The 26,046-nt window shown below is 65.1% G+C and carries 26 protein-coding genes and 1 tRNA gene; 14 read left to right on the top strand and 13 right to left on the bottom strand.

The window, feature by feature from the left end:
• Nucleotides 1-101 precede the first annotated feature (101 nt).
• Nucleotides 102-602: a DUF4395 domain-containing protein gene (locus J3S28_RS23365; RefSeq protein ID WP_207843350.1), complete on the top strand. Its 501-nt coding sequence runs from the start codon at nt 102-104 to the stop codon at nt 600-602.
• Here the strand turns inward: J3S28_RS23365 and J3S28_RS23360 are convergent.
• The 5 genes from J3S28_RS23360 to J3S28_RS23340 form a co-directional block, all read right to left on the bottom strand.
• Nucleotides 592-1,545, bottom strand: coding sequence for a Ppx/GppA phosphatase family protein (locus J3S28_RS23360; RefSeq protein ID WP_207843349.1), 954 nt, complete (start codon nt 1,543-1,545; stop codon nt 592-594). The two genes, J3S28_RS23365 and J3S28_RS23360, sit on opposite strands and share 11 nt — an antisense overlap.
• Entirely contained in the window at nt 1,542-2,075 is a 534-nt protein-coding gene (locus tag J3S28_RS23355) for a DUF501 domain-containing protein (RefSeq protein ID WP_207843348.1), read from the bottom strand. The genes J3S28_RS23360 and J3S28_RS23355 overlap by 4 nt, the downstream gene beginning before the upstream one ends.
• On the bottom strand, nt 2,075-2,620 hold the full coding sequence (locus J3S28_RS23350) for an FtsB family cell division protein (protein ID WP_207843347.1): 546 nt from the start codon (nt 2,618-2,620) through the stop codon (nt 2,075-2,077). The genes J3S28_RS23355 and J3S28_RS23350 overlap by 1 nt, the downstream gene beginning before the upstream one ends.
• Nucleotides 2,621-2,653: 33 nt before the next feature.
• On the bottom strand, nt 2,654-3,940 hold the full coding sequence (gene eno, locus J3S28_RS23345; RefSeq protein ID WP_207843346.1) for a phosphopyruvate hydratase: 1,287 nt from the start codon (nt 3,938-3,940) through the stop codon (nt 2,654-2,656).
• Nucleotides 3,941-4,067: 127 nt separating this feature from the next.
• Complete coding sequence (locus tag J3S28_RS23340; RefSeq protein WP_207843345.1) at nt 4,068-4,844, bottom strand: lytic transglycosylase domain-containing protein; 777 nt, start codon at nt 4,842-4,844, stop codon at nt 4,068-4,070.
• Between the two features lie 317 nt (nt 4,845-5,161).
• Here J3S28_RS23340 and efeU point away from each other — a divergent pair, with 317 nt between their 5' ends.
• Genes efeU through efeB form a run of 3 tightly spaced genes read left to right on the top strand, consistent with a single transcriptional unit; the run spans nt 5,162 to nt 8,653 of the window.
• On the top strand, nt 5,162-6,049 hold the full coding sequence (gene efeU / locus J3S28_RS23335; protein WP_207843406.1) for an iron uptake transporter permease EfeU: 888 nt from the start codon (nt 5,162-5,164) through the stop codon (nt 6,047-6,049).
• Between the two features lie 32 nt (nt 6,050-6,081).
• Complete coding sequence (gene efeO / locus J3S28_RS23330; RefSeq protein WP_207843344.1) at nt 6,082-7,302, top strand: iron uptake system protein EfeO; 1,221 nt, start codon at nt 6,082-6,084, stop codon at nt 7,300-7,302.
• Between the two features lie 16 nt (nt 7,303-7,318).
• Nucleotides 7,319-8,653 (top strand): iron uptake transporter deferrochelatase/peroxidase subunit, encoded by a 1,335-nt coding sequence (gene efeB / locus J3S28_RS23325; protein ID WP_207843343.1) that lies wholly within the window; start codon nt 7,319-7,321, stop codon nt 8,651-8,653.
• Nucleotides 8,654-8,732: 79 nt separating this feature from the next.
• Here efeB and J3S28_RS23320 read toward each other — a convergent pair whose 3' ends face one another.
• Together J3S28_RS23320 and mfd are read right to left on the bottom strand one after the other, a co-directional pair.
• A complete protein-coding gene (locus J3S28_RS23320) occupies nt 8,733-9,398 on the bottom strand; it encodes a nucleoside triphosphate pyrophosphohydrolase (RefSeq protein ID WP_207843342.1) in 666 nt (221 codons plus the stop codon).
• Nucleotides 9,395-13,057, bottom strand: a complete 3,663-nt coding sequence (gene mfd, locus J3S28_RS23315) for a transcription-repair coupling factor (protein ID WP_307797366.1) — start codon at nt 13,055-13,057, stop codon at nt 9,395-9,397. Before mfd ends, J3S28_RS23320 begins: the two co-directional genes overlap by 4 nt.
• A gap of 152 nt (nt 13,058-13,209) precedes the next feature.
• Here mfd and J3S28_RS23310 point away from each other — a divergent pair, with 152 nt between their 5' ends.
• The 4 genes from J3S28_RS23310 to J3S28_RS23295 are packed head-to-tail and all read left to right on the top strand — an operon-like array spanning nt 13,210 to nt 17,052.
• Entirely contained in the window at nt 13,210-14,748 is a 1,539-nt protein-coding gene (locus J3S28_RS23310) for a phospholipase C (RefSeq protein WP_207843341.1), read from the top strand.
• Between the two features lie 50 nt (nt 14,749-14,798).
• The gene (locus tag J3S28_RS23305; protein WP_207843340.1) at nt 14,799-15,692 is read left to right on the top strand and encodes an SDR family NAD(P)-dependent oxidoreductase; all 894 of its coding nucleotides are present in this window, start codon (nt 14,799-14,801) and stop codon (nt 15,690-15,692) included.
• Nucleotides 15,689-16,213 carry a GNAT family N-acetyltransferase gene (locus tag J3S28_RS23300; protein WP_207843339.1) on the top strand — a complete coding sequence of 175 codons (525 nt, stop codon included), beginning with the start codon at nt 15,689-15,691 and terminating at the stop codon, nt 16,211-16,213. The genes J3S28_RS23305 and J3S28_RS23300 overlap by 4 nt, the downstream gene beginning before the upstream one ends.
• A 56-nt stretch (nt 16,214-16,269) precedes the next feature.
• Nucleotides 16,270-17,052 (top strand): dioxygenase family protein, encoded by a 783-nt coding sequence (locus J3S28_RS23295; RefSeq protein ID WP_207843338.1) that lies wholly within the window; start codon nt 16,270-16,272, stop codon nt 17,050-17,052.
• Nucleotides 17,053-17,058: 6 nt separating this feature from the next.
• Here J3S28_RS23295 and J3S28_RS23290 read toward each other — a convergent pair whose 3' ends face one another.
• From J3S28_RS23290 to fabG, 4 genes are all read right to left on the bottom strand, one after another.
• A complete protein-coding gene (locus J3S28_RS23290; protein ID WP_307797377.1) occupies nt 17,059-17,745 on the bottom strand; it encodes a TetR family transcriptional regulator in 687 nt (228 codons plus the stop codon).
• 384 nt (nt 17,746-18,129) lie between these two features.
• Nucleotides 18,130-18,522: a hypothetical protein gene (locus J3S28_RS23285; protein ID WP_207843337.1), complete on the bottom strand. Its 393-nt coding sequence runs from the start codon at nt 18,520-18,522 to the stop codon at nt 18,130-18,132.
• Nucleotides 18,523-18,567: 45 nt separating this feature from the next.
• Nucleotides 18,568-18,639, bottom strand: a tRNA-Gln gene (locus J3S28_RS23280).
• Nucleotides 18,640-18,706: 67 nt separating this feature from the next.
• Nucleotides 18,707-19,462 (bottom strand): 3-oxoacyl-ACP reductase FabG, encoded by a 756-nt coding sequence (gene fabG, locus J3S28_RS23275; protein WP_207843336.1) that lies wholly within the window; start codon nt 19,460-19,462, stop codon nt 18,707-18,709.
• A gap of 159 nt (nt 19,463-19,621) precedes the next feature.
• Between fabG and glmU the strand changes: the two genes are divergently transcribed.
• Genes glmU through arsC form a run of 3 tightly spaced genes read left to right on the top strand, consistent with a single transcriptional unit; the run spans nt 19,622 to nt 22,447 of the window.
• Nucleotides 19,622-21,115, top strand: coding sequence for a bifunctional UDP-N-acetylglucosamine diphosphorylase/glucosamine-1-phosphate N-acetyltransferase GlmU (gene glmU, locus J3S28_RS23270; protein ID WP_207843335.1), 1,494 nt, complete (start codon nt 19,622-19,624; stop codon nt 21,113-21,115).
• Complete coding sequence (locus J3S28_RS23265) at nt 21,112-22,092, top strand: ribose-phosphate diphosphokinase (RefSeq protein WP_207843334.1); 981 nt, start codon at nt 21,112-21,114, stop codon at nt 22,090-22,092. Before glmU ends, J3S28_RS23265 begins: the two co-directional genes overlap by 4 nt.
• Nucleotides 22,093-22,105: 13 nt before the next feature.
• Nucleotides 22,106-22,447: an arsenate reductase (glutaredoxin) gene (gene arsC, locus J3S28_RS23260; protein WP_207843333.1), complete on the top strand. Its 342-nt coding sequence runs from the start codon at nt 22,106-22,108 to the stop codon at nt 22,445-22,447.
• Nucleotides 22,448-22,460: 13 nt separating this feature from the next.
• Here the strand turns inward: arsC and J3S28_RS23255 are convergent, their stop codons facing one another.
• Nucleotides 22,461-22,919 (bottom strand): limonene-1,2-epoxide hydrolase family protein, encoded by a 459-nt coding sequence (locus J3S28_RS23255; RefSeq protein WP_207843332.1) that lies wholly within the window; start codon nt 22,917-22,919, stop codon nt 22,461-22,463.
• 233 nt (nt 22,920-23,152) lie between these two features.
• On the opposite strand from J3S28_RS23255, the gene J3S28_RS23250 reads away from it, so the two are divergent.
• Nucleotides 23,153-23,785: a 50S ribosomal protein L25/general stress protein Ctc gene (locus J3S28_RS23250; RefSeq protein ID WP_207843331.1), complete on the top strand. Its 633-nt coding sequence runs from the start codon at nt 23,153-23,155 to the stop codon at nt 23,783-23,785.
• A gap of 8 nt (nt 23,786-23,793) precedes the next feature.
• On the opposite strand, the gene J3S28_RS23245 is transcribed toward J3S28_RS23250, so the two are convergent.
• Complete coding sequence (locus J3S28_RS23245; RefSeq protein WP_207843330.1) at nt 23,794-24,726, bottom strand: DMT family transporter; 933 nt, start codon at nt 24,724-24,726, stop codon at nt 23,794-23,796.
• A gap of 66 nt (nt 24,727-24,792) precedes the next feature.
• Between J3S28_RS23245 and J3S28_RS23240 the strand changes: the two genes are divergently transcribed.
• Together J3S28_RS23240 and pth are read left to right on the top strand one after the other, a co-directional pair.
• A complete protein-coding gene (locus J3S28_RS23240; RefSeq protein WP_207843329.1) occupies nt 24,793-25,395 on the top strand; it encodes a TetR/AcrR family transcriptional regulator in 603 nt (200 codons plus the stop codon).
• Nucleotides 25,392-25,967, top strand: coding sequence for an aminoacyl-tRNA hydrolase (gene pth / locus J3S28_RS23235; RefSeq protein WP_207843328.1), 576 nt, complete (start codon nt 25,392-25,394; stop codon nt 25,965-25,967). The genes J3S28_RS23240 and pth overlap by 4 nt, the downstream gene beginning before the upstream one ends.
• Nucleotides 25,968-26,046 lie beyond the last annotated feature (79 nt).

The following is a 26,046-nucleotide window of genomic DNA, read 5'->3' as shown; positions in this document are numbered from 1 at the left end:
GATCTCCCCAGGTGGGCGTCGCCAGAAGGGCCCATCATGGGGTTCGGGGCGCGGTGGGTCTAAAGGTTGGGCATGAGGGCCGCGGTGAGTAGCGTGACACTGTGCTGACTTTTCCAAACCCGGTCAACGACTACGCCGCCCGATCCACCGCAGGCCTCGTGGTCCTTTTGGCAGTCGTCGCGATCGTCGTGAACCACCCGATCGCCTATGCGTTGCTGGCCATCGGATTCGCGCTGCGCGTGGCGTCGGGACCGACGCTGTCGCCGTTCGGGCAGCTGTCGGTGCGAGTGATCGTGCCGCACCTCATCAAGAAGACCAAGCTCGTCCCGGGACCGCCGAAGCGATTCGCCCAGACAATCGGGCTGGTCGTCAGCGGGACCGCACTGGTGCTCTCGCTGCTCGGCTTCGGCCTGGGCGCCCAGATCGCGACCGGCGTCCTGATCGTAGCTGCCCTACTCGAGTCCGTGCTCGGATTCTGTTTGGGCTGCACCATCTTCGGCTACCTGCAGCGTTGGGGAATCATCCCGGACAGTGTGTGCGAGGCATGTAACAACATCTCCTCGAGAAGTCCGGTGACCAGTGGCGAGAAGGTCACTGGCTGACCAGTAGCGACAGCGCTATCCCGTCGAGGATGTCGTGCTCCGAGACAACCAACTCGGTGATCGACGTCTTCTCCGCGATGATCCGAGCCAGTTCCAAGGTGACCAGCGAGCCGCCGCCGATGACGTCGACGCGACCTTCGTGCATGGGCCCGAGTGTCGCCCGCTCGCTACGCGGCATCCGGACCAGACGCCAGCAGACGTCCGACAGAGCCCCGAAGTCGACGCGCGAGAGATGGATCAGCTCGGGGTCGTACACGGGTAGGTCCGCAGCCAGTGCCGCCAGAGTGGTCATGGTGCCTGCGACCCCGACAAAAGTACGCGCACCGTCGACCGCGACGCGAGAGAACGCGTCGCCCAGAAGCTCTTCGATGACCGAACGCGCTGCGGAAATCTCCTCGTCGGTCGGCGGATCGCTGTGCAGGCACCGTTCGGTGAGGCGGACACAGCCGATGTTCGCCGAGTACGCGGCGCGCACACCGTCGGAGTCCCCGACGACCACCTCGGTGGATCCCCCACCGAGATCGACCACCACGAACGGTCCCTGCGCCGGGTCCAGATCGCCGACGGCGCCGGCGAAAGACAACCGTGCTTCCTCATCACCGGTGATGACTTCGGCGACGCTTCCCGGCACCACCTGTCCGAGCAGATCGCGGGTCATCGTGAAGAACTCGTCCCGATTGGAGGCATCGCGAGACGCCGACGTCGCCACCATCCGTACGGCGGTGACGCCGTGTTGCTTCATCGTTTCCACATAGTCGGCAAGGGCCACGCGGGTGCGCTCGATCGCCTCGTCGGCGAAGGAGCCGGTGGCATCGACACCTTGACCGAGTCGTACGACCCGCATCTCCCGGTGCAGATCGACCAGCCCGCCCTCACCTGCACGCGCGACGAGAAGCCTGATCGAGTTGGTACCGCAGTCCACGGCAGCGACGATCTCCGTCATTCGTCCGGAGTCCGCGCCGGCGGCCAGTCTGCGGGGATGGCCGTCCCACGGAGTCCGGCATCCGCGGCCAGCGAGACCGCTTCGTCGCCGAGAGGATTCACTCCTGGGCCTTTTGCCAGCGAGTGCGCGATCAGAACATGCAGGCACTTGACCCGATCCGGCATACCGCCGCCGGTGAAGTCGGTGCCGAGTTCTTCGATGGCGTCGCGTTCGGCCAGGTACGACTCATGCGCCCGCCGGTAGTGCGCCGCCAGGTCGGGATCCTCGAGGAGTCGGGCACTCATCTGCCGCATGACCCCACCCGATTCTTGACGACTGGCCTCCGCGGTGAGCCGTGGGTCGGTCAAGTAGAACAGCGTCGGGAACGGCGTACCGTCTGGTAGCCGTGGAGCGGTCTTGACGACCGCGGGCTGCCCGTCCGGTGTGCGGAACGCGATCTCGAGCACACCACGCGGGGCGCGACCAAGCTGTCGAGCCACTACGTCCAGATCATCCTGCGAGACAGCGGGGTTCGGTTCGGGAGCAGTCATCATTTCTGGGGTGCCGATACCGAATCCCACAGGTTCGTGTACCAGGGGTTGGCGGCCTGTTTCTCTGCTTTGCGCTCTTCGTCCGACTTGGGCGGCGGAACGGGGTACTGCATCAACAACGGCTTCTCCCCTGGCATCACGAACTGCAGGCGCTCGCGGGCCTGCGCCTCGATGTATGCCGGATCGTTTTGCTCGGCGACCTTTTCCTCGTAGTCACGCACCTCCGCCTGGAGTTGCGCATTACTCGAGCGGAGCTCGTCGAACTCTGTCTGCTGCGAGAAGTAGGTTCGCATCGGCACGGCGAGAGTCAGCGCCAGCAGGCTGAGCACCGCCGCCAGTACGACCGCTCGTTTGGGGTTGATGCTCTCCCACCGCGACGACAGCGACGCCGCCCCACGGGGAAGGGTGAGCGATGGCGTGACCCGCTCGCGCACCGTGGCACGTGAGCGAGCCGGACCACCCCGCGCAGCCCTGCGCGACGTGGTCCGGGTCGGACCCTTGCCGACGTCGGCGGGACCCCGCCTCCGATTCGACCTCTCAGCCATCACTCATCTGTCCACCAGTCCGTTGTCGCCGGATCAGCCCTCGAACGAGAACCGGGGGAAGGCGAGGTCGCCCGCGTAACGCGCGGCGTCTCCGAGACCTTCTTCGATGCGCAGGAGCTGGTTGTACTTGGCGACACGTTCGCTGCGGGCGGGGGCACCGGTCTTGATCTGTCCGCAACCGCACGCCACGGCGAGGTCGGCGATGGTGGTGTCCTCGGTTTCTCCCGAACGGTGGCTCATCATCGTCTTGTAGCCGTTGTTGTGCGCCAGCGCCACGGCGTCCAGCGTCTCGGTGAGGGTGCCGATCTGGTTGACCTTCACCAGCAGCGCGTTCGCGGCGCCACGATTGATGCCGTCTTCCAGACGCTCCGGATTGGTGACGAAGAGGTCATCACCGACGAGCTGCACCTTGTCACCGATGGCCTCGGTCAGCGCGACCCAGCCGTCCCAGTCGTCTTCCGAGAGCGGATCCTCGATCGACACCAGCGGGAAGTCGTTGATCAGTTCCTCGTAGAACGCCGTCATCTCCGCGGCGGTGCGGTTGGTGCCCTCGAACGCGTATCCGGTTCCCTCGGTGTGGAATTCGGTGGCCGCGACATCGAGTGCGAGCGCGATGTCGGTGCCCAGCTTGAGGCCTGTCTTACCGATGGCCTCACTGATGAGTTCGAGTGCCGCCTTGGTACCTGCGATGTCCGGGGCGAAACCACCCTCATCACCCAGACCCGTCGACAGTCCCTTGGCCTTGAGCACGGACTTGAGTGAGTGGTAGACCTCGGCACCCCAGCGCAGCGATTCCTTGAACGTCGATGCCCCGATCGGCGCGACCATGAATTCTTGGACGTCGACCCCGGTGTCGGCGTGGGCGCCGCCGTTGACGATGTTCATCATCGGTACGGGCAGGATGTGGGCGTTGGGTCCACCGATGTAACGGAAGAGCGGCAGACCCGCCGACTCGGCAGCACCCTTGGCAACCGCGAGGGAAACACCGAGGAGCGCGTTGGCGCCGAGGCGCGACTTGTCAGGCGTGCCGTCCAGGTCGAGGAGAGCCTGGTCGACCAGACGCTGATCGTCCGCCTCGATACCGATCACGGCCGGCGCGATCTCGCCGAGCACGGCCTCGACCGCCTTGGTCACTCCCTTGCCGCCGTAGCGTTCGCCACCGTCACGAAGTTCGACCGCCTCGTGTTCACCGGTCGACGCGCCTGACGGCACTGCAGCACGGGTGAACGTGCCGTCGTCGAGCACCACCTCCACCTCGACTGTTGGGTTGCCCCGCGAATCGAGGATCTCGCGCGCTCCGACCTGATCGATGCTGGCCACGGCATAACTCCTTCGGGTCTCGAACTCACCGCCGACAACGCGAGTGGTCTCGGCTTATCGCTACAGAGCCTAATGCCCAACACTCTCGGACAGTGACTGACGCACCGGTAGAGCCGTCAGTTAACGATCAGTAGGCCACGTTGACCGAGTACGCATTGGCGTGATCTCGCACGTCCAGGACGTACTGCATGGAGTTGTTGTAGACCTTCACGGCCTTCTCCCAACCCTGCGGCGTGGTCAGGTCACCGCCGGACACACACAGGTACCGGGCAGCCGACAGCGCGGCGTCGTCGATGTTGTCCATGTCGGCGCGGCCATCGCCGTTGGCGTCGACCCCATACCGCTCCCAGGTGGTGGGGATGAACTGGAACGGACCCATGGCGCGGTCGAGCTGATCGTCGCCGTCGAGGGTCCCGGAGTCGGTGTCGGCGATGTGCGCGTTCCCAGACGTGCCGTCCAGGGGTACTCCGCGGATCTCGGGCGAGACGTCACCGTTCGCCGCGATCTGCGACCCGCGATATGTCCCGTGCTTGCTTTCGACGCCTGCGATGCCGGCCAAGGTGGTCCACGAGATGCCACATTCGGGGTGCTGCTGCCGCTGTATCTCCGCCGCGTTGCCGTAGGCCTGGAGCGAGACCAACGGGATCTTCGTCTGCTCGGCGATCGGGGTCGCCCAGTCCCGCAGGAGCTCTGCAGTCCGGCCGGGGGTGTTGACGTCGAAATACGGAACCGGTGCGCCGGGGTTGGGCGGAATACCATCGGGGATGGCGACCTCCGGCTTCGACGGCAGGTCGAGGCAACTCGTGGTCACCAGCACCGCCGACGCCACTGTGATCGCAGCCGCGACCCGGCCGAGGACAGAAGTCCTCCGGCCGGCCGCTCCACGCCGTACTCCTGTCGCCACCCTGATCCTCACCGTCTCCGAGCCTCGATACTTCCGGGGGCCTCGGTATTTCCGTCATGCGTTCGGCCACCTGATGTGGTCCGGTTCCACTGTGCCTGATCGACACGTCCATCACGGGTATCAAATCGCGGGCGTCGGTTGGACGCGAACGTGAACGAAATGTCCGTTATGTACGAATTCGCAGGTCAGCGCGAAATTTGGACATCGCTACCTGTTGGGACCAACTCTCGGGCGGCGGTATTGGTTCCCTGGTTTGCGCGCTACGATCGCTCGGTTAGGCAATGCGACCCTAACGATCCCTAGAGGAGCTGACTTTGTTGAACACGGCTGCGGACAGCTCTGGACCTTCGGTCGCCACCCAACTCTTCGGGAGTGGCCTCATCGGCGTCCGCGAGGGTCTCGAGGCCGGCATCGTGGTGATGATCTTGGTCGCGTTTCTCGTGAAGTCCGATCGTCGTGACGCCCTGAAGTGGGTATGGGTCGGGGTCGGCGCCGCCATCGCGATGGTGTTGATCATCTTCGCGGTGATCCATTACGGAACCTCGACCGTCACCGGTCTGACCGCGGAAGCGATCGCCGGGGTCTCCTCGCTCGCCGCCGTGGTGATCGTGACCTTCATGGTGTTGTGGATGAAGCGCGCGGCCGCCTCGATCTCCGGCGAACTGAAGGAGTCGATGGCCCGGGCCTTGGAGGTCGGCTCCGGCGCAGTGGTGCTGCTCTCGTTTCTGGCGGTCGGCCGCGAAGGGGTCGAAACCGCACTGCTGATGGTCGGTTACGCCGAGAACACCTCGGGCAGCAACTGGCCACTGGTCGGCTTGATACTCGGTGTGCTGATCGCCGTCGTCCTGACGGTGCTGCTCTACCAGGGAACCGTCCGGATCAACTTCCAGAAGTTCTTCACCTACACGGGAGTTTTCCTGGTGTTCGTCGCCGCAGGCATGCTGGCCTATGCCATCCGCGCCCTGCAGACCGTCGGTTGGTTGCCTGGCCTGTCGAACACAGCGTTCAACCTCACTTCCTGGTACGACCAATCCTCCTGGTACGGAACCATTTTCGCCGGAATTTTCAACTTCCGTCCTGATCCCACCGTAGTGCAGGTGGTCGGCTGGGCGACCTATCTCGTCGTCGTCATGACCGCGTTCCTGTGGCCGCGGCATACGAAGCCCGCACCAGCTCAACCAACCCCCACGTCGGCCGTCGCCTAGCTCCGGTCCTCTAAGAAAGGCAGTACTCCCACATGAAACGAACCCGATCCACGAAGGTCGTGGCGCTGATGTGCGCGGCGGTCGCCGGTCCGCTCGTCCTGGCGGCCTGCACAGACAAGACCGAGGCCTCCGAAGGCGACATCGCGGTGAGCACCACCGACGACAGCTGCGATCTCGCGAGTACTGACGCTGAGACCGGAAACGTCTCGTTCAATGTCACCAACAATGGCGACAAGGTCACCGAGTTCTACGTGTACGGCAACAACAACCGCGTGCTCGGTGAGGTCGAGAACATCGGTCCAGGCCTGACCGGCAAGCTCACCGTCGAGATCGTCGAGCCCGGAAAGTACGAAACGGCGTGCAAGCCGGGCATGGTCGGTACCGGGATCCGCACCGAACTCAACGTCACGGGCGAGACCAAGGAGAAGGCGAAGGCTCCCGCTGACGTCGAGCAGGCCAAGGCCTCGTACCTCGACTACGTCCGAGGCCAGGTCAACGGGTTGGCGGCACAGACCGCGACATTCACCGCCGCGGTGAAGGCAGGCGACCTGGAGGCCGCCAAGAACCAATTCGGTCTGACCCGTACGTTCTACGAACGCATCGAGCCGGTGGCGGAGTCGTTCCCGGATCTCGACCCCGCGATCGACATGCGCTGGGACGACACGGAAGACGGTGCGCAGCCGTTCACCGGCTTTCATCGCCTCGAGCGATTCCTCTGGGCTCCGCAGCAGGCCGACATCGGAGACAACCCGGGCGATGTGACCCAGGCCGACTTCGACAACGCCATCGCGACCGACAACAAGGCGGAAGCCGACAAGGCTGCGGATGCATTGCTGGCCAACGTGAACACCCTGAAGGAGGAAGTCGACAAGACCGACTTCACCTTCGAGACGGGTTCGTTCGTCAAGGGACCACAGGCTCTCATCGACGAGGTCGCGGCGACCAAGGTCGGCGGCGAGGAAGACCGCTACAGCCACACCGATCTGTGGGACTTCGCAGCCAACGTCGACGGCTCCGAAACCCTGATCGCGGCGATGCAGCCGATCATCTCGGCCAAGAATCCCGAGCTCATGGACAAGATCACGGCTCAGTTCGCAGCGGTCCGCACCTCGATCGAGCAATATCGCACCGCCGACGGCTTCCAGTCGTACGACCAGGTACCGGAAGAAGCCCGCAAGACCTTCTCCGATCAGATCGACGCGCTCTCGCAGAGTCTGAGCCTCGTCCCCGGATTGGTGATGGGCCAGTCGTGACCCAGGCAGCGCAATCATGATCGAACCAGAGGGCGGCGCGACCGACCAGACGCCGTCACCAGGCACCGAGCACCGCACAGGCGTGACCCGCCGTGTGGTGCTCGGCGCCGCCGGTGTCGGGGTGGTCGCTGCCGCCGCGGCAGGTGGTGTGGCGGTGGGTCGCTCGACCGCAGCCGAATCGGCGGCCGACGTGCGTGCCCACATCGTCCCCTTCTACGGCCGGCGACAGGCAGGCATCATCACCGAGGCGCAGGACCGCCTGCATTTCGCGTCGTTCGATGTGATCACCGACGACCGCGACGAGCTGATCGACATGCTCAAGCGGTGGACTGCAGCGGCCGAGCGGATGACCCGGGGTCTGGACACCGTCGAAGGCGGCGCACTCGGCCTGGGTGATTACACTCCCCCGGCCGATACCGGTGAGGCGCTGGGCCTTTCGGCGGCTTCGTTGACCTTGACCATCGGCTTCGGGCCGGGATTGTTCGGCCCGAGTGCGGCCAACCCGACCGGCGTCGACCGCTTTGGTCTCGCCGATCGGAAGCCTGCTGCCCTGCAGGATCTGCCGGCCTTCGTCGCCGACGCGATCGAACGTCCACGCAGTTTCGGCGACATCGGCGTCCAGGCCTGCTCCGACGACCCCCAGGTCGCGGTACATGCGATCCGCAATCTTGCACGCATGGGTTTCGGCGTGGTCAGCGTCCGATGGTCCCAGCTCGGCTTCGGGCGCACGTCGTCGACAACCACGACGCAGACGACGCCGCGAAACATGTTCGGGTTCAAGGACGGAACCTCGAACATCAAGGCCGATGACACGGCAGCACTCGATCAGCACGTCTGGGTCGCAGGCTCCGACAATCCGCCGGGCGCACAATGGATGACCGGTGGCACCTATCTCGTGGCCCGTCGCATCCGGATGGACGTCGAGCCGTGGGACCGGGCGATGCTGCTGGAGCAAGAGCAGATCGTCGGGCGGTTCAAGGGCAACGGCGCCCCACTGGGCAAGGTCGACGAGTTCGACGACCCGGATTTCAACATCGGCGACGGCACCGGGCCATTGATCGCGCGCAATGCCCATGTGCGCCTGGCTCATCCGGACAATCTGGGCGGCGTCCGGATCCTGCGGCGCGGCTACAACTTCACTGACGGGTCAGATGGTTTCGGCCACCTCGATGCCGGCCTTTTCTTCATCGCCTATTGCCGCGACGCACACACCCAGTTCGTCCCGATGCAGCGGGCGCTCGCGAGCAAGGACGCCATGATGGAGTACCTCATGCATACCGGCACCGCGTTGTTCGCCTGTCCCCCGGGCCTGCAAGAAGGCGAATACTGGGGTCAGCACCTCTTCACCTGACCCCCCGCCGATCCCGATCTTGGTGGGTTTTGGCGACGTCGACCTGCGGGTTCGGTCGCCAGAACCCACCAACATCGGGCTAGTGGGGGTAGTGGGCCCGCCAGTGGGCTTCGTCCTTCGTCCCCGCGACGGCTTCGGCGACGCGGATCTTTGCCATGAACGCGAGGACTGCGCCACGCACACGATCCTCGACACTGGGCCCGTCCGCGGTGACCCGGATCTCCGTGACCTCCGGCGGTAGCAGATCGTCCGGGAATCCGGCTGCGGCCAGACGTTCGAGAACCTTCTGGGCCAGTGCGAGCGACGGCTGGCCGGTCGCGATGCCGTCGAGCACCGATCCCCGCGCCTTCTCCGCAGCCTTGCGCGACTCCCATTCCTCGAGCTGGGTCCGCAGATCGATGTCGCCACCGCTGAGTACCCCCTGGGTGCGTGCAGAGATCTTGGTGGTGAAAGCCCGTGCCACATCATCGATGTCGAACGGTTCATCGGCGCGGTCGGCCGCGATCCGGGCGTGGAAGAGCACCTGCAGCAGGATGTCGCCCAGCTCTTCGAGCAGGTGATCGCGATCCCCCGAGTCGATGGCGTCGAGCAACTCGTAGGTCTCTTCGACAAGATAACGCCGCAGTGATTCGTGGGTTTGCTCCCGCTCCCAGGGTCCGTCCCGCCGCAACCGGTCCATCAACTCGACGGCCGCGAGCAACTCGTGACCGCTGGCGTTCCCGTCGCCGCCGGACTCGTCGGTCATTTCTTGCCGGCGGCCTCTGCGGTCGCCTCTCCGGGCAGGCGCATGTTGACAGATCCGGGCGTTCGACCGTCCACGACGAGCATGAGATCGGCCACCACCTGCACCAGATCGACGTCGCGTACCCGGTCGCTGCCGATGCCACCGGTGCGCGGTATCGGTAGTCCGACGACGCCTGTGGTGGCCCGATAGACGACGCTCGGATACAACCGCTTGAGCCGGACCTGTTGCGAATCGAGGAGTTTGAGCGGCGACACCTTGATCTGACTGCCCGCGACTCCGACCTCGGTGACACCGAGTTCACGCGCGAGCTGCCGTAGTTTCGCGACGGAGACCAGCCGCGAGACCTCGGGCGGCAACGGGCCGTAGCGGTCGACGAGCTCGTCGACGACTCCGGCGATCTCCTCGGCAGTGTCGGCGGAGGCGAATTTTCGGTACGCCTCGAGTCGCAACCGGTCCGAGTCGACGTAGTCGGGCGGGATGTGGGCATCGACGGGCAGGTCGATGCGGACCTCGCGGTCTTCCTCGGCGGCAATCGGCCTGCCGTCGGCAGCGGCTCGGTAGGCTTCCACGGCCTCGCCCACCAGCCGGACATAAAGATCGAATCCGACGCCGGCGACGTGACCCGATTGCTCTGCCCCCAGCACGTTTCCGGCGCCGCGCAGCTCGAGATCCTTGAGGGCCACCGCCATGCCGGCACCGAGTTCGTTGTTCTGCGCGATGGTCGCGAGGCGGTCGTATGCGGTTTCGGTCAACGGCTTGTCACCGTTGTAGAGGAAGTACGCGTACCCGCGTTCCCGGCTGCGGCCCACACGTCCACGCAGCTGATGGAGCTGCGAGAGTCCGAGGACCTCGGCACGGTCGACGATCAGGGTGTTGGCGTTGGAGATGTCCAGACCGGTCTCGATGATGGTGGTACACACCAGGACGTCGTATTCGCGATCCCAGAAGCCGGTGACCGTACGTTCGAGCAGATCCTCGCCCATCTGCCCGTGCGCAACCACGACGCGGGCCTCGGGGAGCATCTCCTTGATCTGCGCCGCGGTCTTGTCGATGGTGCTCACCCGGTTGTGTACGTAGAAGACCTGACCGTCGCGGAGCAACTCGCGACGGATGGCGGCCGCGACCTGCTTCTGCTGATAGGCCCCGACGTAGGTCAGCACCGGATGCCGCTCCTCCGGGGGCGTCAAGATCGTCGACATCTCGCGGATGCCGGCCATCGACATCTCCAGGGTTCGCGGGATGGGCGTCGCCGACATGGTCAGCACGTCGACGTGGGTACGCAGCGCCTTGATGTGTTCCTTGTGCTCGACACCGAAACGCTGTTCCTCGTCGACCACCACCAGTCCGAGATCCTTCCAGCGCACGCCCGAGGCGAGCAATCGGTGGGTTCCGATGACGATGTCGACGCTGCCGTCGGCGAGGCCGTCGATGACCTTGCGCGACTCCTTGGTGTCGGTGAACCGCGACAATCCCGCGACCGTGACCGGAAAGCCCTGCATACGTTCGGTGAACGTGGCCAGATGTTGTTGCGCGAGAATGGTTGTCGGCACGAGAACCGCGACCTGCTTACCACTCTGGACCGCTTTGAAGGCGGCGCGCACGGCAATCTCGGTCTTGCCGTATCCGACGTCGCCGACAACCACGCGGTCCATCGGCACAGGGCGCTCCATGTCGGCCTTCACCTCGCCGATGACCGTGACCTGGTCCATCGTCTCGGTGAACCCGAAGGCATCTTCCATCTCGCGCTGCCACGGGGTGTCGGGTTCGAAGGCGTAACCGGGGGCGGCGTGCCTGGCGGCATACAGTTGCACCAGCTCGCCCGCTATCTCCCGAACCGCCTTGCGCGCTTTGCGTTTGGTGTTCTGCCAATCCGACCCGCCGAGTTTCGACAGCGACGGGGTCTCGCCGCCGACGTATCGCGAGAGCTGGTCGAGCGAGTCCATGGGCACGAACAACCGGTCGCCGGGGTGGCCGCGTTTGCTGGGCGCGTATTCGATCACCAGGTACTCGCGCCTCGCGCCGCCGATCGTGCGTTCGATCATCTCGACGAACTTGCCGATTCCATGCTGGTCGTGCACCACCATGTCGCCGGCCGTCAGCGCCAGCGGGTCGACCTGGTTGCGGCGCTTGGCCGGCAGCCTGCGACCGTCTTTGGCACCCGTGATCCGGGCGCCGGTGAGGTCGGGCTCGGTGGCGATGACCAGTCCGGCGTCCGGCAGCACCAGACCCGAGGTCAGCGCGCCACGCAGGACGCTGACGATACCCGGCTCGGGCAACTCGCCGGCCTCGGCCAGCTTCGCCGCCACATCGGCTTCGCCGAGACGTTCGACGATGCGTTCTGCCGTACCCGCTCCGGCGGCGACGATGGCCGCACGGTTCCCGGCATTGACGTGCACGCGTAGGGCGGCAAAGGTTTTGGCCACTTCACTCTCGTCGCCACGCGGAGCGGGTCCGGCGGCGAGAGTCAGCTCTGTGCCGATACCGATCGGGCTCAGGGTCCACCAGAGCCGGTCCGCTGCGACGGTCTGCGCGTGGACGTCGGTGAGTGACCGGTACGCGCTGTCCTCGAGGTGCAGGACCTCACCGAGATCGATGGGTGCCTCCGCGCCGCCACCGGCGGCCGTCCAGGACGCCTCGAGGAACTCTGCGCCCGTCCGGGCCAGATCCGAAGCGCGGGTCCGGACCTTCTCCGGGTCGAGAACCAGGACGTGGGTGCCCGCGGCCATCACCTCGGTCAGCAGTTGCATCTGTCCGGGGACGAGCGCTGGGATGAGCGCCTCCATGCCCTCGGTCGCGATTCCGTCGGACAGCTTGGTGAGCATTTCCACCAGCGGTCCGGTCGAACTCTTCTCGGCGTCGGTACCTGACGCAGAGACCCGCTCGGCGAGGTCGGCGGCCCGCATCCGGACCCCTTCGGTGAGCAACAGTTCGCGGCATGGATGAATGTGGACCAGCTTCATGTCCACTTCGGGTTGGCTGCGCTGATCGGCGACCGAGAACGCCCGCTGTTCGGTGATCTCGTCGCCCCAGAACTCGACGCGTACGGGGTAGTCGGTCGTCGTCGGGAACACGTCGAGGATGCCGCCGCGCACCGCGAACTCGCCGCGTTTGCCGACCATGTCGACCCGGGTGTACGCGAGCTCCACCAGTTTTGCGATGAGGTCGTCGAAATCGACGTCGGCGCCCTCTTGCAGGGTGATCGCATCGAAATCGCCCAGACCGGGCGCCATCGGCTGGACCAGCGAGCGGACGGTGGTCACCACGACCTTGAGCGGTGGGCCGTAGCTCTCTTCTTCGGGGTGCCGGAGGCGATGCAGCACGCGCAGGCGCTGACCGACGGTGTCCGCAGACGGGGACAGCCGCTCGTGTGGCAGCGTCTCCCACGACGGGAACTGACTGACCGTCTTACCGACCATGTCGCGCAGCTGCGCGGTGAGTTCGTCGGCCTCACGCCCGGTGGCCGTGACCACGAGGATCGGACCGGGCGCAGCGGCGGCCATCGCGGCGATCACGAACGGCCGCGCCGCGGGCGGCCCCACGAACTCTTGTTCCGGTGTTCCGAGCTTGGCCACGAGACCGGTCAGCGCGGCGTCGGACGCCGCGATCTGTGCCAGTCCCGACAGCTGTCCCGTGAAAAATGCAGCAGAGGGCCCAGTCACATCAATCAGTTTACGGGTGCCCGGTGACAATCGTTCACGCAGCTGGCTCCGGTCCGGACCGATACGCGATCACCCGAGCTCTCCAAACGCCGGTCACCCGACCATGACCGGACCTACAGTTGTCGAGTTGCCCCAACCGAGGAGGCGCTACCGTGTCCACCAGCCCCTTTGCCGGAATGAACCGGCGCGAGTTCTTCGCCAAGGTCGCAGCAGTCGGCGGCACTGCATTCCTCGCGTCGTGGGCGAACCCGATCATCGACCGGGCGTACGCCGCCGACCCAGGCGGCTCCGGTTCGCTCGACGACATCGAGCACTTCGTGTTCTTCATGCAGGAGAACCGGTCGTTCGATCATTACTTCGGGACCCTCCAGGGCGTGCGCGGCTTCGATGACCCGTCCGACGCCTGGAAGCAACATGGCTGGGCGCCGAACGTAGGGCCGACCACAACCGGCTACACGATGCCGTTCCGCCTCGACACCACCCGCGGACCGAGCCTGGACGGCGAGTGCATCAACGACCCCGATCACTCGTGGGCGGGCCTGCACGCCGCATGGAACGGTGGTCGCAACGACGGCTGGCTGCCGATGTCGATCAAGTCGGTGGGGCCCGCGAACGGGCCCGCGCTGATGGGCTACTACCAACGCGAGGACATACCTGTCCACTACGAACTCGCCGACGCGTTCACGCTGTGCGACAATTATCACGCGTCCGTGATCGGGCCCACGGACCCGAACCGCCTGTATTGGATGAGCGCCTCGATCGACCCCGACGGCGTCGCCGGTGGACCGCTCCTCGAGACGCCCACCCAGCTCCCGAAGTTCACGTACTCGTGGCGCACCATGCCCGATAACCTGCGCGACGCCGGGGTGAGCTGGAAGATCTACAACAACAAGGATTTCGGGCCACTGTCGTCGGTGATCCTCGACGGCATGATGGCCTGTTTCACGCAGGCGGCCGACGTGAACTCCGAACTCAATCAGCGCGGCATCGTGCCCACCTATCCGAACGATTTCGCAGCAGACGTCGCCGCGGACAAACTGCCCTCGGTGTCGTGGGTGGTCCCGAACCTCCTCGAATGCGAGCACCCGGCACTTCCTGCCGCGCTCGGCGCCGTCGGGATCGTGCAACTTCTCGACATCCTGACGTCCAACCCGAAGGTGTGGGAGAAGACGGCGTTGATCATCAGTTACGACGAGAACGGCGGATTCTTCGATCACGTCACCCCGCCGACCGCGCCCGAAGGCACCCCGGGCGAATACGTGAGGGTCCCGAATCTGAACTCGGTGGCGTCGTCGAAGGGTGTACGCGGGCCGATCGGTCTGGGCTATCGAGTGCCGGGGTTCGTCATCTCCCCGTACAGCCGCGGCGGACTGATTGCTTCCGAGACCTTCGACCACACGTCCCAGCTGCGCCTGATAGAAACCAGATTCGGCGTCGACGTCCCCAATCTGACCCCGTGGCGACGCAGCGTCACCGGGGACATGACGTCGGCGTTCGACTTCGCGGCGTCCCCAGACGCGAGACGGCCACGGTTCAGCGATCCCGCGCCCAAAGTCGAGCTGGCGGCGGCGCAATGCGGGCCGAACGTCGGCGCAGGCTTTGTGGGCCTCGGCTCTCCGTATCCCGTGCCCGCCAACAGCATGCCGACGCAGGAGCCCGGCAGCCGGCGAGCACCCAGCGGAATCGTCTGAGTCGATCGCCGCGGCGATGACGGCAGGGCGACCTCCACTAAGCTGACCGCATGACATCACGCTGGTCGGCGGCGAACCTGCCACGAATGGACGGCAAGCGCATCGTCGTCACCGGCGCGACCAACGGGATCGGCTGGGAAACCGCTCGTGGTCTCGCACGAGTGGGCGCCCAGGTGGTGCTGGCCGTCCGGGATCTCGAGCGGGGCAAGGAGCGCGCAGCTCAGCTTGCGTCCGAAACCGCAGGGGCCCGTACCGAAGTGGTCGAGCTCGATGTCGCCGATCTGGCATCGGTCAGACGGTGCGCCGAGGGACTGGGGCAGATCGACAGCCTCATCAACAACGCGGGGGTGATGGCCCGCGAACACACCCGGACCGTCGACGGCTTCGAGATGTGCTTGGGCACAAACTTTCTGGGCCCGTTCGCGTTCACCAATCTCCTGTTGCCGCACATTGCCGATCGTGTGGTGATCGTCGGGTCGACCTCACACAAGACCGGCACGGTCAGACTCGATGACCCGCACTTCGAACGACGAGCGTGGAGCAGACCGAAGGCCTATTCACAGTCGAAACTCGCAGACATGTTGTGGGCGCTCGAGCTCGACCGCCGTCTGCGGGCGGCGGGCTCTGGGGTGTCGACGGCGATCGCGCACCCCGGTTGGGCAACCACCGGCATCCTAGGGCTCACGGGGATCGGTCCGGTCGACAAGATCATCGAGGGGGCCGGGAACGTCCTGGCGAACAGCCCTGCCGAAGGCGCGGCATTGACGCTCTACGCCCTCACACCCGACGTGCCCTCGGGTGCGTATGTGGGACCCGACGGTAGATTCGGCCTGCGCGGTGGACCGACATTCGTCGGGCGCACCCCAGCTGCCTGCGACTTCCGCACGGCGGGTCTGCTGTGGGAGCTCGCCGAGAGTGCGACAGGCACCAGGTTCGCCCTGTGACCGTCACCATTCGTCCCGGTACTGCGCCCGATTGCGTCGCGGTGGCCGAGATCTACAAGTACTACGTCGACAACACCGTGATCACCTTCGACTACGACGCCCCGACTGCCGCCGAGTGGAAGGTCAAGCGCGCCGACCTACATGCCGCTCGACTGCCGTTCCTGGTCGCCGAGGACGACAGCGGTGCGGTCGTGGGCTTCGCCTACGTCGGCCAATACCGGGTGAAGCGGGCCTTCGACTGGACCGTGGAGAACACCATTTACCTCAGTCCGGACCACACCGGCAAGGGGTACGGCAAGGCGCTGCTGCGGAGCCTGCTCGACGCTGTTGCCGACACCCCGGTCCGCAGGATCGTCGCGGTGATCGCGGACGTCGCCGACACCGGATCGATCGCTTTACACACCAAGGCGGGCTTCGAGGACGTGGGCCGACTCACACGGGTGGGCTTCAAGCACGGGATCTGGGTCGATTGCATCCTGATGCAGTTCGACGTCGATGATTCGGACACACCACCCATCTGAGCTGCGCCTTCACACCCTCGGGAATCAAGCGGACCGCGGTCCGTGTTTGTATGATCATGTCCATGACGCGTATGCCGGCCTTGTATTTGAGCCACGGCGCTCCCCCGTTGGTCGATGATGCCCGGTGGGTGTCCGAATTGAATCAGTGGTCCACGGACCTACCCACACCCACGGCGATCCTGATGGTGTCGGCCCACTGGGAGTCCGCGCCGCTGACCATCGGCGCAACCGACCCCTCGGTGCCTCTCACGTACGACTTCGGCGGATTCGCCGAGCACTACTACCGCGTCCGGTATGACGCGCCCGGTGCCGTCGACCTGGCCGCCAAGGTTGCCGCGCTGATGCCCGATCAACAAGCGGTGCATCACGATTCGCACCGTCGACTCGACCATGGTGCTTACGTACCGCTGACCGTCATGTACCCGGAGGCACAGATCCCGGTGCTGCAGATCTCGCTGCCGACGCTCGACCCGGAGAAGTTGCTCGATCTCGGCCGACGACTGCGGCCGTTGCGCGACGAGGGCGTGCTGATCGTCGGGTCGGGCTTCACCACCCATGGCCTGCCATTTCTGCGCGACTGGCGTCCCGATGCCGCCGCACCTGCCTGGTCGAAGGAGTTCGACGTCTGGGCCGGAGAACGCTTCGCGGCCGGCGACGTGGAATCGCTGATCCGGTTCCAGACCGAAGCGCCCGGAATGCCGTACGCCCACCCCACCGCCGAGCACTGGTCGCCTCTGTTCGTGGCGTTGGGTGCCAGCGACGACGCCGAACAGGTCGGCAAGCAGGTCATCGACGGATTCTGGATGGGTCTGAGCAAACGCAGTCTGCAGCTGACCTGACCACTGTCAGGACTCCGTGCCCTCGTCATCCTGCCGCTCGTTGGGTCCCACCAGATGTGGATCCTGCTCGAGGTGCATCAGCCCGTTCCAGCAGAGGTTGACCAGGTGCGCCGCAACCACCTCCTTGGACGGTTCGCGGACGTCGAGCCACCACTGCGCGGTTGCCGTGACCATTCCGACGAGCGCCTGCGCGTAGAGCGGGGCCAGCGCGGGGTCGCGGTCACGGCGTTGGAAGTCACTGGCGAGCAGATGCTCCACCTGACTGATCGCATCGGTCAACAGACTGGAATAGCGACCTGAATCCCCTGAGGTCGGCGTACCTCGCACCAGGATCTGGAAGCCCTCGGTGCGGTCTTCCATATACGTCAGCAACGCAAGTGCCACCTGCTGAACGCGGTAGCGAGATCGGTTTTTGGTCAGAGACGACGTGACCATCTCCAACAGGGTTTCCATCTCGCGGTCGACAACCACCGCGTAGAGGCCTTCTTTGCCACCGAAGTGTTCGTAGACAACAGGTTTCGAGACCCCGGCCCGCTGGGCGATCTCCTCGATCGACGTGCCCTCGAAGCCGCGCTCGGCGAACAGTCCCCGGGCGACCTCGATGAGCTGGTGCCGCCGCTGGGTGCCGGTCATTCGCGCCCGCGGCGCCCGTTGGACCTTTTCTTCCTGCGCCGTGGGACGGTCGACTGCCACCACTGTCCCTCCTGTTACGAACCCTGACCTTGTGCGGCTCACTATAGGCCGGTCGCCGATGCCGGAACCGCTCCGGCGGCTGGGCTGGTGCTGACAACAAATGCACACAGTTCAGTCAAAAGCACCTGCTGCAACATTTGCTTTTGACTGAACGATGTGTATTTGTCGCGGCGCGCTACGCGCAACGGTCAGGCGAAAAGGGATTCCGGTCAACGGCCTTGAGGGCTCGACCGGCACGCTACGGACCGTCCATCCAGATACCAGGCTCCCCGTTCGGGCCAGGCGAGCACAGCAGCGCTTGGCCATCAGATGTACGAGCAGTCGCCTGCGTTGCCGGATCGCAGGGGCCTCCGAGTTCGCCGGGTCCAGACGACGCCACGATGTTCACCCATCTGTACCCACCGCCGGCCCCCATGTACTGGCAGACCAGTTCGGCCCGGAGGCATCGAAACCCACATAACCCGGGGTATCGCACGTCGTACCGACAGCGGCTTGCGGCGCCGCGGGTTCCTCGACAGTCGGCTCTGCGACAGTAGGAACGATCGGTTGCGGCACCGGTGCTTGTTGAGTCACTGTCTCGGTCACCGGCGGAGGCAGGGTGATTGTGGTGGTGGATGCCGCCGAAGGCTCGGCATCCGACGAATCGACGAACACGAACGCGAGAACAACCGCGGTGGCCACCAGGACGGTGCCGAGAATTGCGGCGAGCAACCAGATCAATGTTCTTGAACGCGCAGTGTTTCCAGGTCCGCCGCTGTAGTCGCTCACGCCGTCCATGGGCCCCTTCTCAAGGACATTTTGTTGGCCTCACCAGCGTGTTTGCTCCGCCACCAGGACTCGAACCTAGAATACCTGAACCAAAATCAGGAGTGTTGCCGATTACACCATGGCGGATTGTGCAAAACGATTGTGCCACGAGTGGTGGGTGCGAGAGAACACGCACCCACCACCCGCCTGCACATCAGTCCTTGGGGCCACCCGCGACGTAGATGACCTGGCCGGACACGAAGCCCGCGCCCTCGCTGACGAAGAAGGCAGCGGTGTTCGCGATGTCGTCGGGCTGACCGACGCGGGCCACCGGGATCTGAGATGCGGCTGCCGCTTTGAAGTCCTCGAACGAGACACCGACGCGTTCTGCGGTGGCGGCGGTCATCTCCGTCTCGATGAAGCCGGGCGCGATGGCGTTCGCGGTGACGCCGAACTTGCCCAGTTCGATGGAAAGGGTCTTGGTGAAGCCCTGCATACCGGCCTTGGCGGCGGAGTAGTTGACCTGGCCTCGATTGCCCTGGGCCGAGGTGCTCGACAGGTTGACGACGCGCCCGAACTTCGCGGCCACCATGTACTGCTGCACAGCACGCGTCATCAGGAAGGCACCGCGCAGGTGCACGTTCATCACCGCATCCCAATCGGACACCGGCATCTTGAAGAGCAGGTTGTCCCGGGTGATACCGGCGTTGTTGATCAGCACCGTCGGATCGCCGAGTTCCTTGGCGATCTTCTCGACTGCAGCGGCAACGGAATCTTCCTCGGAGACATCGGCGCCGACTCCCAACGCACGGCCGCCGGCGTCGGTGATCGCCTTGACGGTATCGGCGGTGCTGGCCTCGTCGAGGTCCAGGACCGCGATCGCCAACCCGTCTGCAGCCAGTTTCTTGGCCACTGCGGCTCCGATCCCACGCGCCGCGCCGGTGACAATCGCTGTTCTCTGCTCGCTCACATCAACTCCCTTGTCGAAGAAACCCGGATCAATCGCCGGAAGACACCGTGGACAACTCGGGCCGATGCCGCTGGCGAACCCCACCAGTTGTATCAAGTGCCCTCTGAAGGTGCGTAGGATCGGGCCGTTCCCCCGCTTCCAACCCGGCAAGGGAGTCCTATGTCCGTGGCGTCCAAGTCAGGGCCGACGGCCGTCCTCGTGCTCGCTGCAGGCGCCGGCACCCGCATGAAATCGGCGACCCCGAAAGTTCTGCACGGCATCGGTGGGAGGTCGCTGCTCTCCCATGCTCTGCATGCGGCCGCCGACATCGAGCCCGATCACCTGGTGGTGGTCGTCGGCCACGACCGCGAGAAAGTGGGCGCGGCCTGCGCAGATGTGGCTGCCACCCTCGACCGTGAGGTCCTGACCGCGGTCCAGGAGCAACAGAACGGCACCGGCGACGCCGTGCGGACCGGCCTTTCCGCACTACCCGACGACTTCGACGGCACCGTCCTCGTCACGGCCGCCGACGTCCCGCTGCTCGATGGTCCGACGTTGCGTGACCTGATCGCCGCGCACACCTCCTCGCCCCCGGCGTCCGTCACGCTGCTGACCTCGACAGTCGCAGACCCGACCGGGTACGGCCGCGTGCTGCGCACCCAGGACGGAGCCGTGACCGCGATCGTCGAACAGAAGGATGCGACCGAACAGCAAAGACAGATCACCGAGGTCAACTCCGGGGTCTACGCGTTCGATGGCCGCACCCTGCGCGGTGCGCTCGCAGAGTTGTCCCCTGACAACGCACAGCACGAGCTCTACCTCACCGACGTGATCGAGATCGCGAACCGCCACTCGAAAGTGGTGCGCGCCAAGCACATCGTCGACGCGGCACTGGTGGCCGGTTGCAACGACCGTCTGCAGCTCTCCGACCTCGGCGCTGAACTCAACCGGCGCACACTGGCCCGCCACATGCTGGCCGGGGTCACGATCATCGACCCCACCAGCACCTGGATCGACGTCGACGTCACGATCGCGTCGGACGTCACGATCCTGCCCGGGACACAACTGCACGGTCGGACGAGCATCGAGACGGACGCCCGCATCGGTCCGGACAGCACCCTCACCGACGTCACGGTGGGCACGGGCGCAACGATCATCCGCACGCAGGCCAGCGAATCGGTGATCGGATCCGGCACCCAGGTCGGACCGTTCGCGTTTCTGCGGCCGGGAAGCGTACTCGGGGACGAGGGCAAGATCGGCACCTTCGTCGAGACCAAGAACTCCGACATCGGCCGGGGTGCGAAAGTGCCCCATCTGACCTATGTCGGCGACGCGACCATCGGCGAGGGCACCAACATCGGGGCGTCCAGCGTCTTCGTGAACTACGACGGCGTCAAGAAGACCCGAACCGTGATCGGAAAGCACTGTCGCACCGGTTCGGACACCATGTTCGTCGCACCACTCAATGTCGGTGATGGCGTCTACACCGGAGCAGGTACGGTTTTGACGCAGGATGTGCCCGCAGGCGCCTTGGCGATCTCCGGCGGCAAACAACGAAACATCGACGGCTGGGTGCAATCCAAGCGACCCGGTACGCCCTCAGCCCGGGCCGCTGCCGAAGCACGGGGCGCCCCAGTCGCCGAGAACACGCAACAAGAAAGAGACACCCAGTGACCTGGACCACGACTGACAACCAGAAGAGCCTGATGCTGTTCTCTGGTCGCGCACATCCCGAACTGGCCGACGCCGTCGCGCGCGAGCTCGACATCAAGGTGACCCCCCAGACAGCGCGTGACTTCGCCAACGGCGAGATCTTCGTGCGCTTCGAGGAGTCGGTCCGTGGTTCCGACGCCTTCGTGCTGCAGAGCTGCCCGGCGCCGCTGAACAAGCACCTGATGGAACAGCTGATCATGATCGATGCGCTCAAGCGCGGATCAGCCAAGCGCATCACCGCAATCCTGCCGTTCTACCCCTACGCCCGCCAGGACAAGAAACACCGTGGCCGCGAACCGATCTCGGCACGTCTGGTCGCTGATCTCCTCAAGACCGCAGGCGCCGACCGCATCATCACGGTCGACCTGCACACCGATCAGATCCAGGGCTTCTTCGACGGCCCCGTCGATCACATGCATGCCCAGGGGCAGCTGGCCGAATACGTCAAAGACAAGTACGGCACCAAAGACATCACCGTCGTCTCGCCCGACTCCGGCCGTGTGCGCGTGGCGGAGAAGTGGGCCGATGCACTGGACGGCGCGCCGCTGGCCTTCATCCACAAGACCCGTGATCCCCTGGTGCCCAACCAGGTGAAGTCCAACCGTGTGGTCGGTGATGTCGAAGGTCGCACCTGCGTCCTCATCGACGACATGATCGACACCGGCGGCACCATCGCCGGAGCGGTCCGGGTCCTCAAGGACGCCGGCGCCGGCGACGTCGTCATCGCCACCACCCACGGTGTGTTCTCCCACCCGGCAGCCGAGCGTCTGGCGAGCTGTGGAGCCCGCGAGGTCATCGCGACCGACACCCTGCCGATCGGCCCGGACAAGCAGTTCGAGAACTTGACCGTCCTCTCGATTGCCCCCCTGCTCGGCCGCACCATTCGCGAGGTTTTCGAAAACGGTTCGGTGACAAGCCTTTTCAATGGAAACGCGTAGGAGCCACAGCCTCATGGCCGCGACGATCTATCACAACCCCAAGTGCTCGACCTCGCGTAAGACCCTGCAGCGCATGCGGGACGCAGGTGTGGAGCCGACGATCGTGAAGTACCTGGAAACCCCGCCGAGTCGCGTCGCGCTGGAGCAAATGATCTCCGACGCCGGCCTCGAGGTGCGGCAAGCGGTGCGCAAACGGGAGACGCTGTACAAGGAACTCGATCTCGCCGACGCCACCGACGACCAGCTGCTCGACGCAATGGCGACCAACCCGATCCTGATCGAGCGGCCTTTCGTCGTCACCGACAAGGGCACCCGGCTCACGCGGCCGGTCGAATCGGTCGACGAGATCCTTTAGCGCAGACCGTGGTTCAGCCGATCGACGCGACGCCGGTCACGGTGGGCTTGGGAAGTGGTTTCTGCGTCCCCGGCAGCGCGAGGGCGACCAGGCCTCGAAGGGGCGCTTTCACGAAGAACTGGAAGAAGTCGAAGTAGTCGCGCCAGACGGTGATGAGTCCGTCGTGCACCTCGAACCGGCCGCAGACCCAGAACTGCAGTCGGAACCTGCCGACACTGAGTTCGTCGATCCGTTCCGTCAGCACTACCGAACCATCAGCCGTGACGTTGATGAACTGGACTCCGAAGCCGACCCGCGGATTCTCCATCACCTTGAAGAATTTCGCGACGCGCCGTTTGCCGTGGATGGGCGCGAACCCGACGTTTGTGTACGCGATGTCTGGGTCGACGAAGGTCAGCGCGGTCGTCGGGTCGTCGAGGGCCAGTGCCTCGAGGAACAGTTGCGAGATCTCTGCGGGGGACTTTTCTGCCATGGGCGCGACGCTACCTTGATGGCGTGCCGAGCAGGCAGATATCTGCTGGTCGCGATGGGCGATTGAGGATATTTCTGCCGGCGCGGTATAGTTTGGCCCGTTGTCTCGGCGAGGGTGACCCTGGGTCACCGTGATCGGCGCGGCGTGGTCTTCCTCAGGGTGGGCTGTGGCTGTTACCGACGTATGCCGTGACCCGCAGAACCCAGACCCGCATCACCCGAGGAGACACCACCATGGCAAATGCCAATCAGGCCAGCGTTATCAACGTTTCGCTCCGCACCGAGAGCGGCAAGGGCGCCTCGCGCCGCGCCCGCCGCGAAGGCAACGTGCCCGCCGTGCTCTACGGCCACGGCTCGACCCCGCGCCACCTGCTGGTTCCGGCCCGCGACTTCGCAGCCGTCCTGCGTAACAACGGCCTCAACGCCGTCGTAGACCTGAAGATCGAGGGCGAAGGTGAGCAGCTCGCGCTGACCAAGCAGGTCGACGTGCACCCGATCCGCAACTACATCGAACACGCCGACTTCGTGGTCATCACCCGTGGCGAGAAGGTGACCGTCGAGGTCACCATCGTCGTCGAGGGTGACGCCGCTCCGGGCAACCTGGTCACCCAGGACGCCAGCGTCGTCGAGATCGAGGCCGACGTGCTCTCGATCCCCGAGCAGATCGTCGTGAACGTGGAAGATGCCGTTGCCGGCTTCACCGTGACCGCCGCAGAACTCACGTTGCCGGAAGGCGTCACCCTGGTCTCCGATCCCGAGTCGCTCATCCTCGCGGTCAACGAGGCGCAGAAGGCCGAGACCGAGTCCGATACCGACGCCGAGGAGCCTGCCGAAGAGGGCGAAGAGACCTCGACCGACAGCGAGTAGTCACCGCGTCACTCACGCACCAACTCCGGTCCGCGCACTTCGGTGTCGCGGGCCGGAGTTCGTCGTGGGTCAGTCTGTAGGACTCCCGGATGCGCCCGCCCGCCGATCAGTTTGATGGCCACACCGACAGCGCTCACCGCCACACCGACGATTTCCCATGGCCCGATCGCGTCACCGAACATCGGCCAGGAGATGAGGATCGTGGCCGGCGGGACGAGTAGCAACAGGGTGCTCGCATGCATGGGCCCCGCCTCCCTGTTGACCCACATGTAGGCGCCCCAACCACCGAAGGTCGCAAAACCGACCGCCCAAGCCAACGACCAAGCGAAATCGAAGGTCATCGGTGGAACCATGTCGCCCACAATGACATTGACGCCCCAGAAGATGACGGCGCCCACCACACACTGCACAGCCAGTGCAGCGGCCATCGATTCGGGAGCATGGATTCGTCGTTGCGTCAGTGTTCCGCTGACCAGGGCGAGCATGCCGCCCACGCACATCAGGTAGGCCCACCACGGGGCCCCGCCCGAGTTCATCTTCCCACCGACGACGAGACCGACGCCGACGATTCCGACGGCAAGTCCGAGCCATTCCCGTGGGCCGATCCGCTCACCGAGGATCGGCACTGCAACAGCCGCGACGACAAGTGGTTGGAGCGAGCAGATGAGGGCGGTGATCCCTGGACTCAGACCCGCACCCACCGCGGCGCTGATGGCGCCGAGGTAGAGCCCCTGCATCACGACGCCGAGACCCACCTGGCGCGCGATCCCGGCACGCGTGATGCGCAGCCGCCTTACCATACAGAAGCCGATCAGGAGAACGGCCGCAACGGCGAACCGGCAACTGAGCAGCATGTGCCACGACGAATACCTGGCAGCCATCTCGGCGCCCAGGTATCCCGAGCTCCACATCAAGACCAAGATCACCGAAGCTTTGAACATGCGGACAGGTAAACACACCGGTCGGTATACTTGCAGTATATCTTCGGCCTTCAAGGAGCGACCACCATGGATTCAGCGACTCTGTCATTGCCCGTCGAGGCCCCGTTGACACCCGCGGCCGAACGCATCCTCTCCGCGGCAGGCACCCTGTTCTATCGGCACGGAATTCGCGCGGTCGGGGTCGAATCGATCGCGGAGGCGGCCGGCACCACCAAGAAGACCATCTACGACCGCTTCGGCTCCAAAGACGGCCTCATCGTTGCGTATCTGCACCGGCGCAGCCTGCGTTGGCGGACGCTGGTCCTCGAGTTCATCGCCGACAAGGCGGTCGGAGGCCAGCAGTGCCTCGCAGTGTTCGACGCCACCGATCATTGGATGGCGTCGTGGGGTCGCGGTTGCGGTTTCGTCAACGCGTACGCGGAACTCGGCGGCACCGAGCACCCTGGTGTCGCGATTATCGTCGAAGAGAAGACCTGGGTACGTGACCTCTTCGAATATACCTGCGCCGCAGCCGATTATCCGGATCCCGCCTATCTCGCCGGCCAGCTCATGCTGCTTCACGAAGGCAGTATCGTCGCGAGAACGGCGGGTGCACAGGTCGACGCCGCGGACATCGCCCGACGCACCGCGCAGGTGCTGCTGGGCCTGGATGACAGAATGGCCGCGTGACCGATGCGATCGTGATTGTCGGCCTGGGAAATCCCGGCAGCCGATATGAGAAGACCCGCCACAATGTGGGGGCGATGGCAGTCGATCATCTCGCGGCCAAGCTCGGAGAGAAGTTCAAAACCCACAAGAAGTCCGGCGCGCAGGTCGCTGTCGGACGGCTCGGTGGCACTTCGGTGGTCCTGGCGAAGCCGACGTGTTTCATGAACGAATCCGGTCGCCAGGTGGGCCCGCTGGCCGCGTTCTATTCGACGGGACCGGAGTCGCTGATCGCCGTGCACGACGAACTCGACATCGATTTCGGTGCAGTCCGGCTCAAGCGCGGCGGCGGCGAGGGCGGCCACAACGGCCTGCGGTCGATCTCGCAGGCTCTCGGCAGCAAGGACTACCTGCGGGTCAGGCTCGGTGTCGGACGGCCGCCGGGTCGCCAGGATCCCGCCGACTTCGTCCTCAAGCCCTTCTCCACCACCGAGCGGCCGGACGTACCGCTACTGCTGGAGAACGCCGCCGATGCGATCGAATTGTTGATCGGCCGCAGTCTCGACGATGCCCAGAATCAAGTCCACGCGTGGTGACCTGCTCGCAGATTTCGCCGCCGCTCTGAACTAACCTGTTACAAGCTGTGCCGGCCGACCGATACATCGTGCAAGCCGT

It is taken from the genome of Williamsia soli, from assembly GCF_017377795.1.
Taxonomy (GTDB): Bacteria; Actinomycetota; Actinomycetes; order Mycobacteriales; family Mycobacteriaceae; genus Williamsia; species Williamsia soli.
This window is presented reverse-complemented; position numbering and strand designations above follow the sequence as displayed.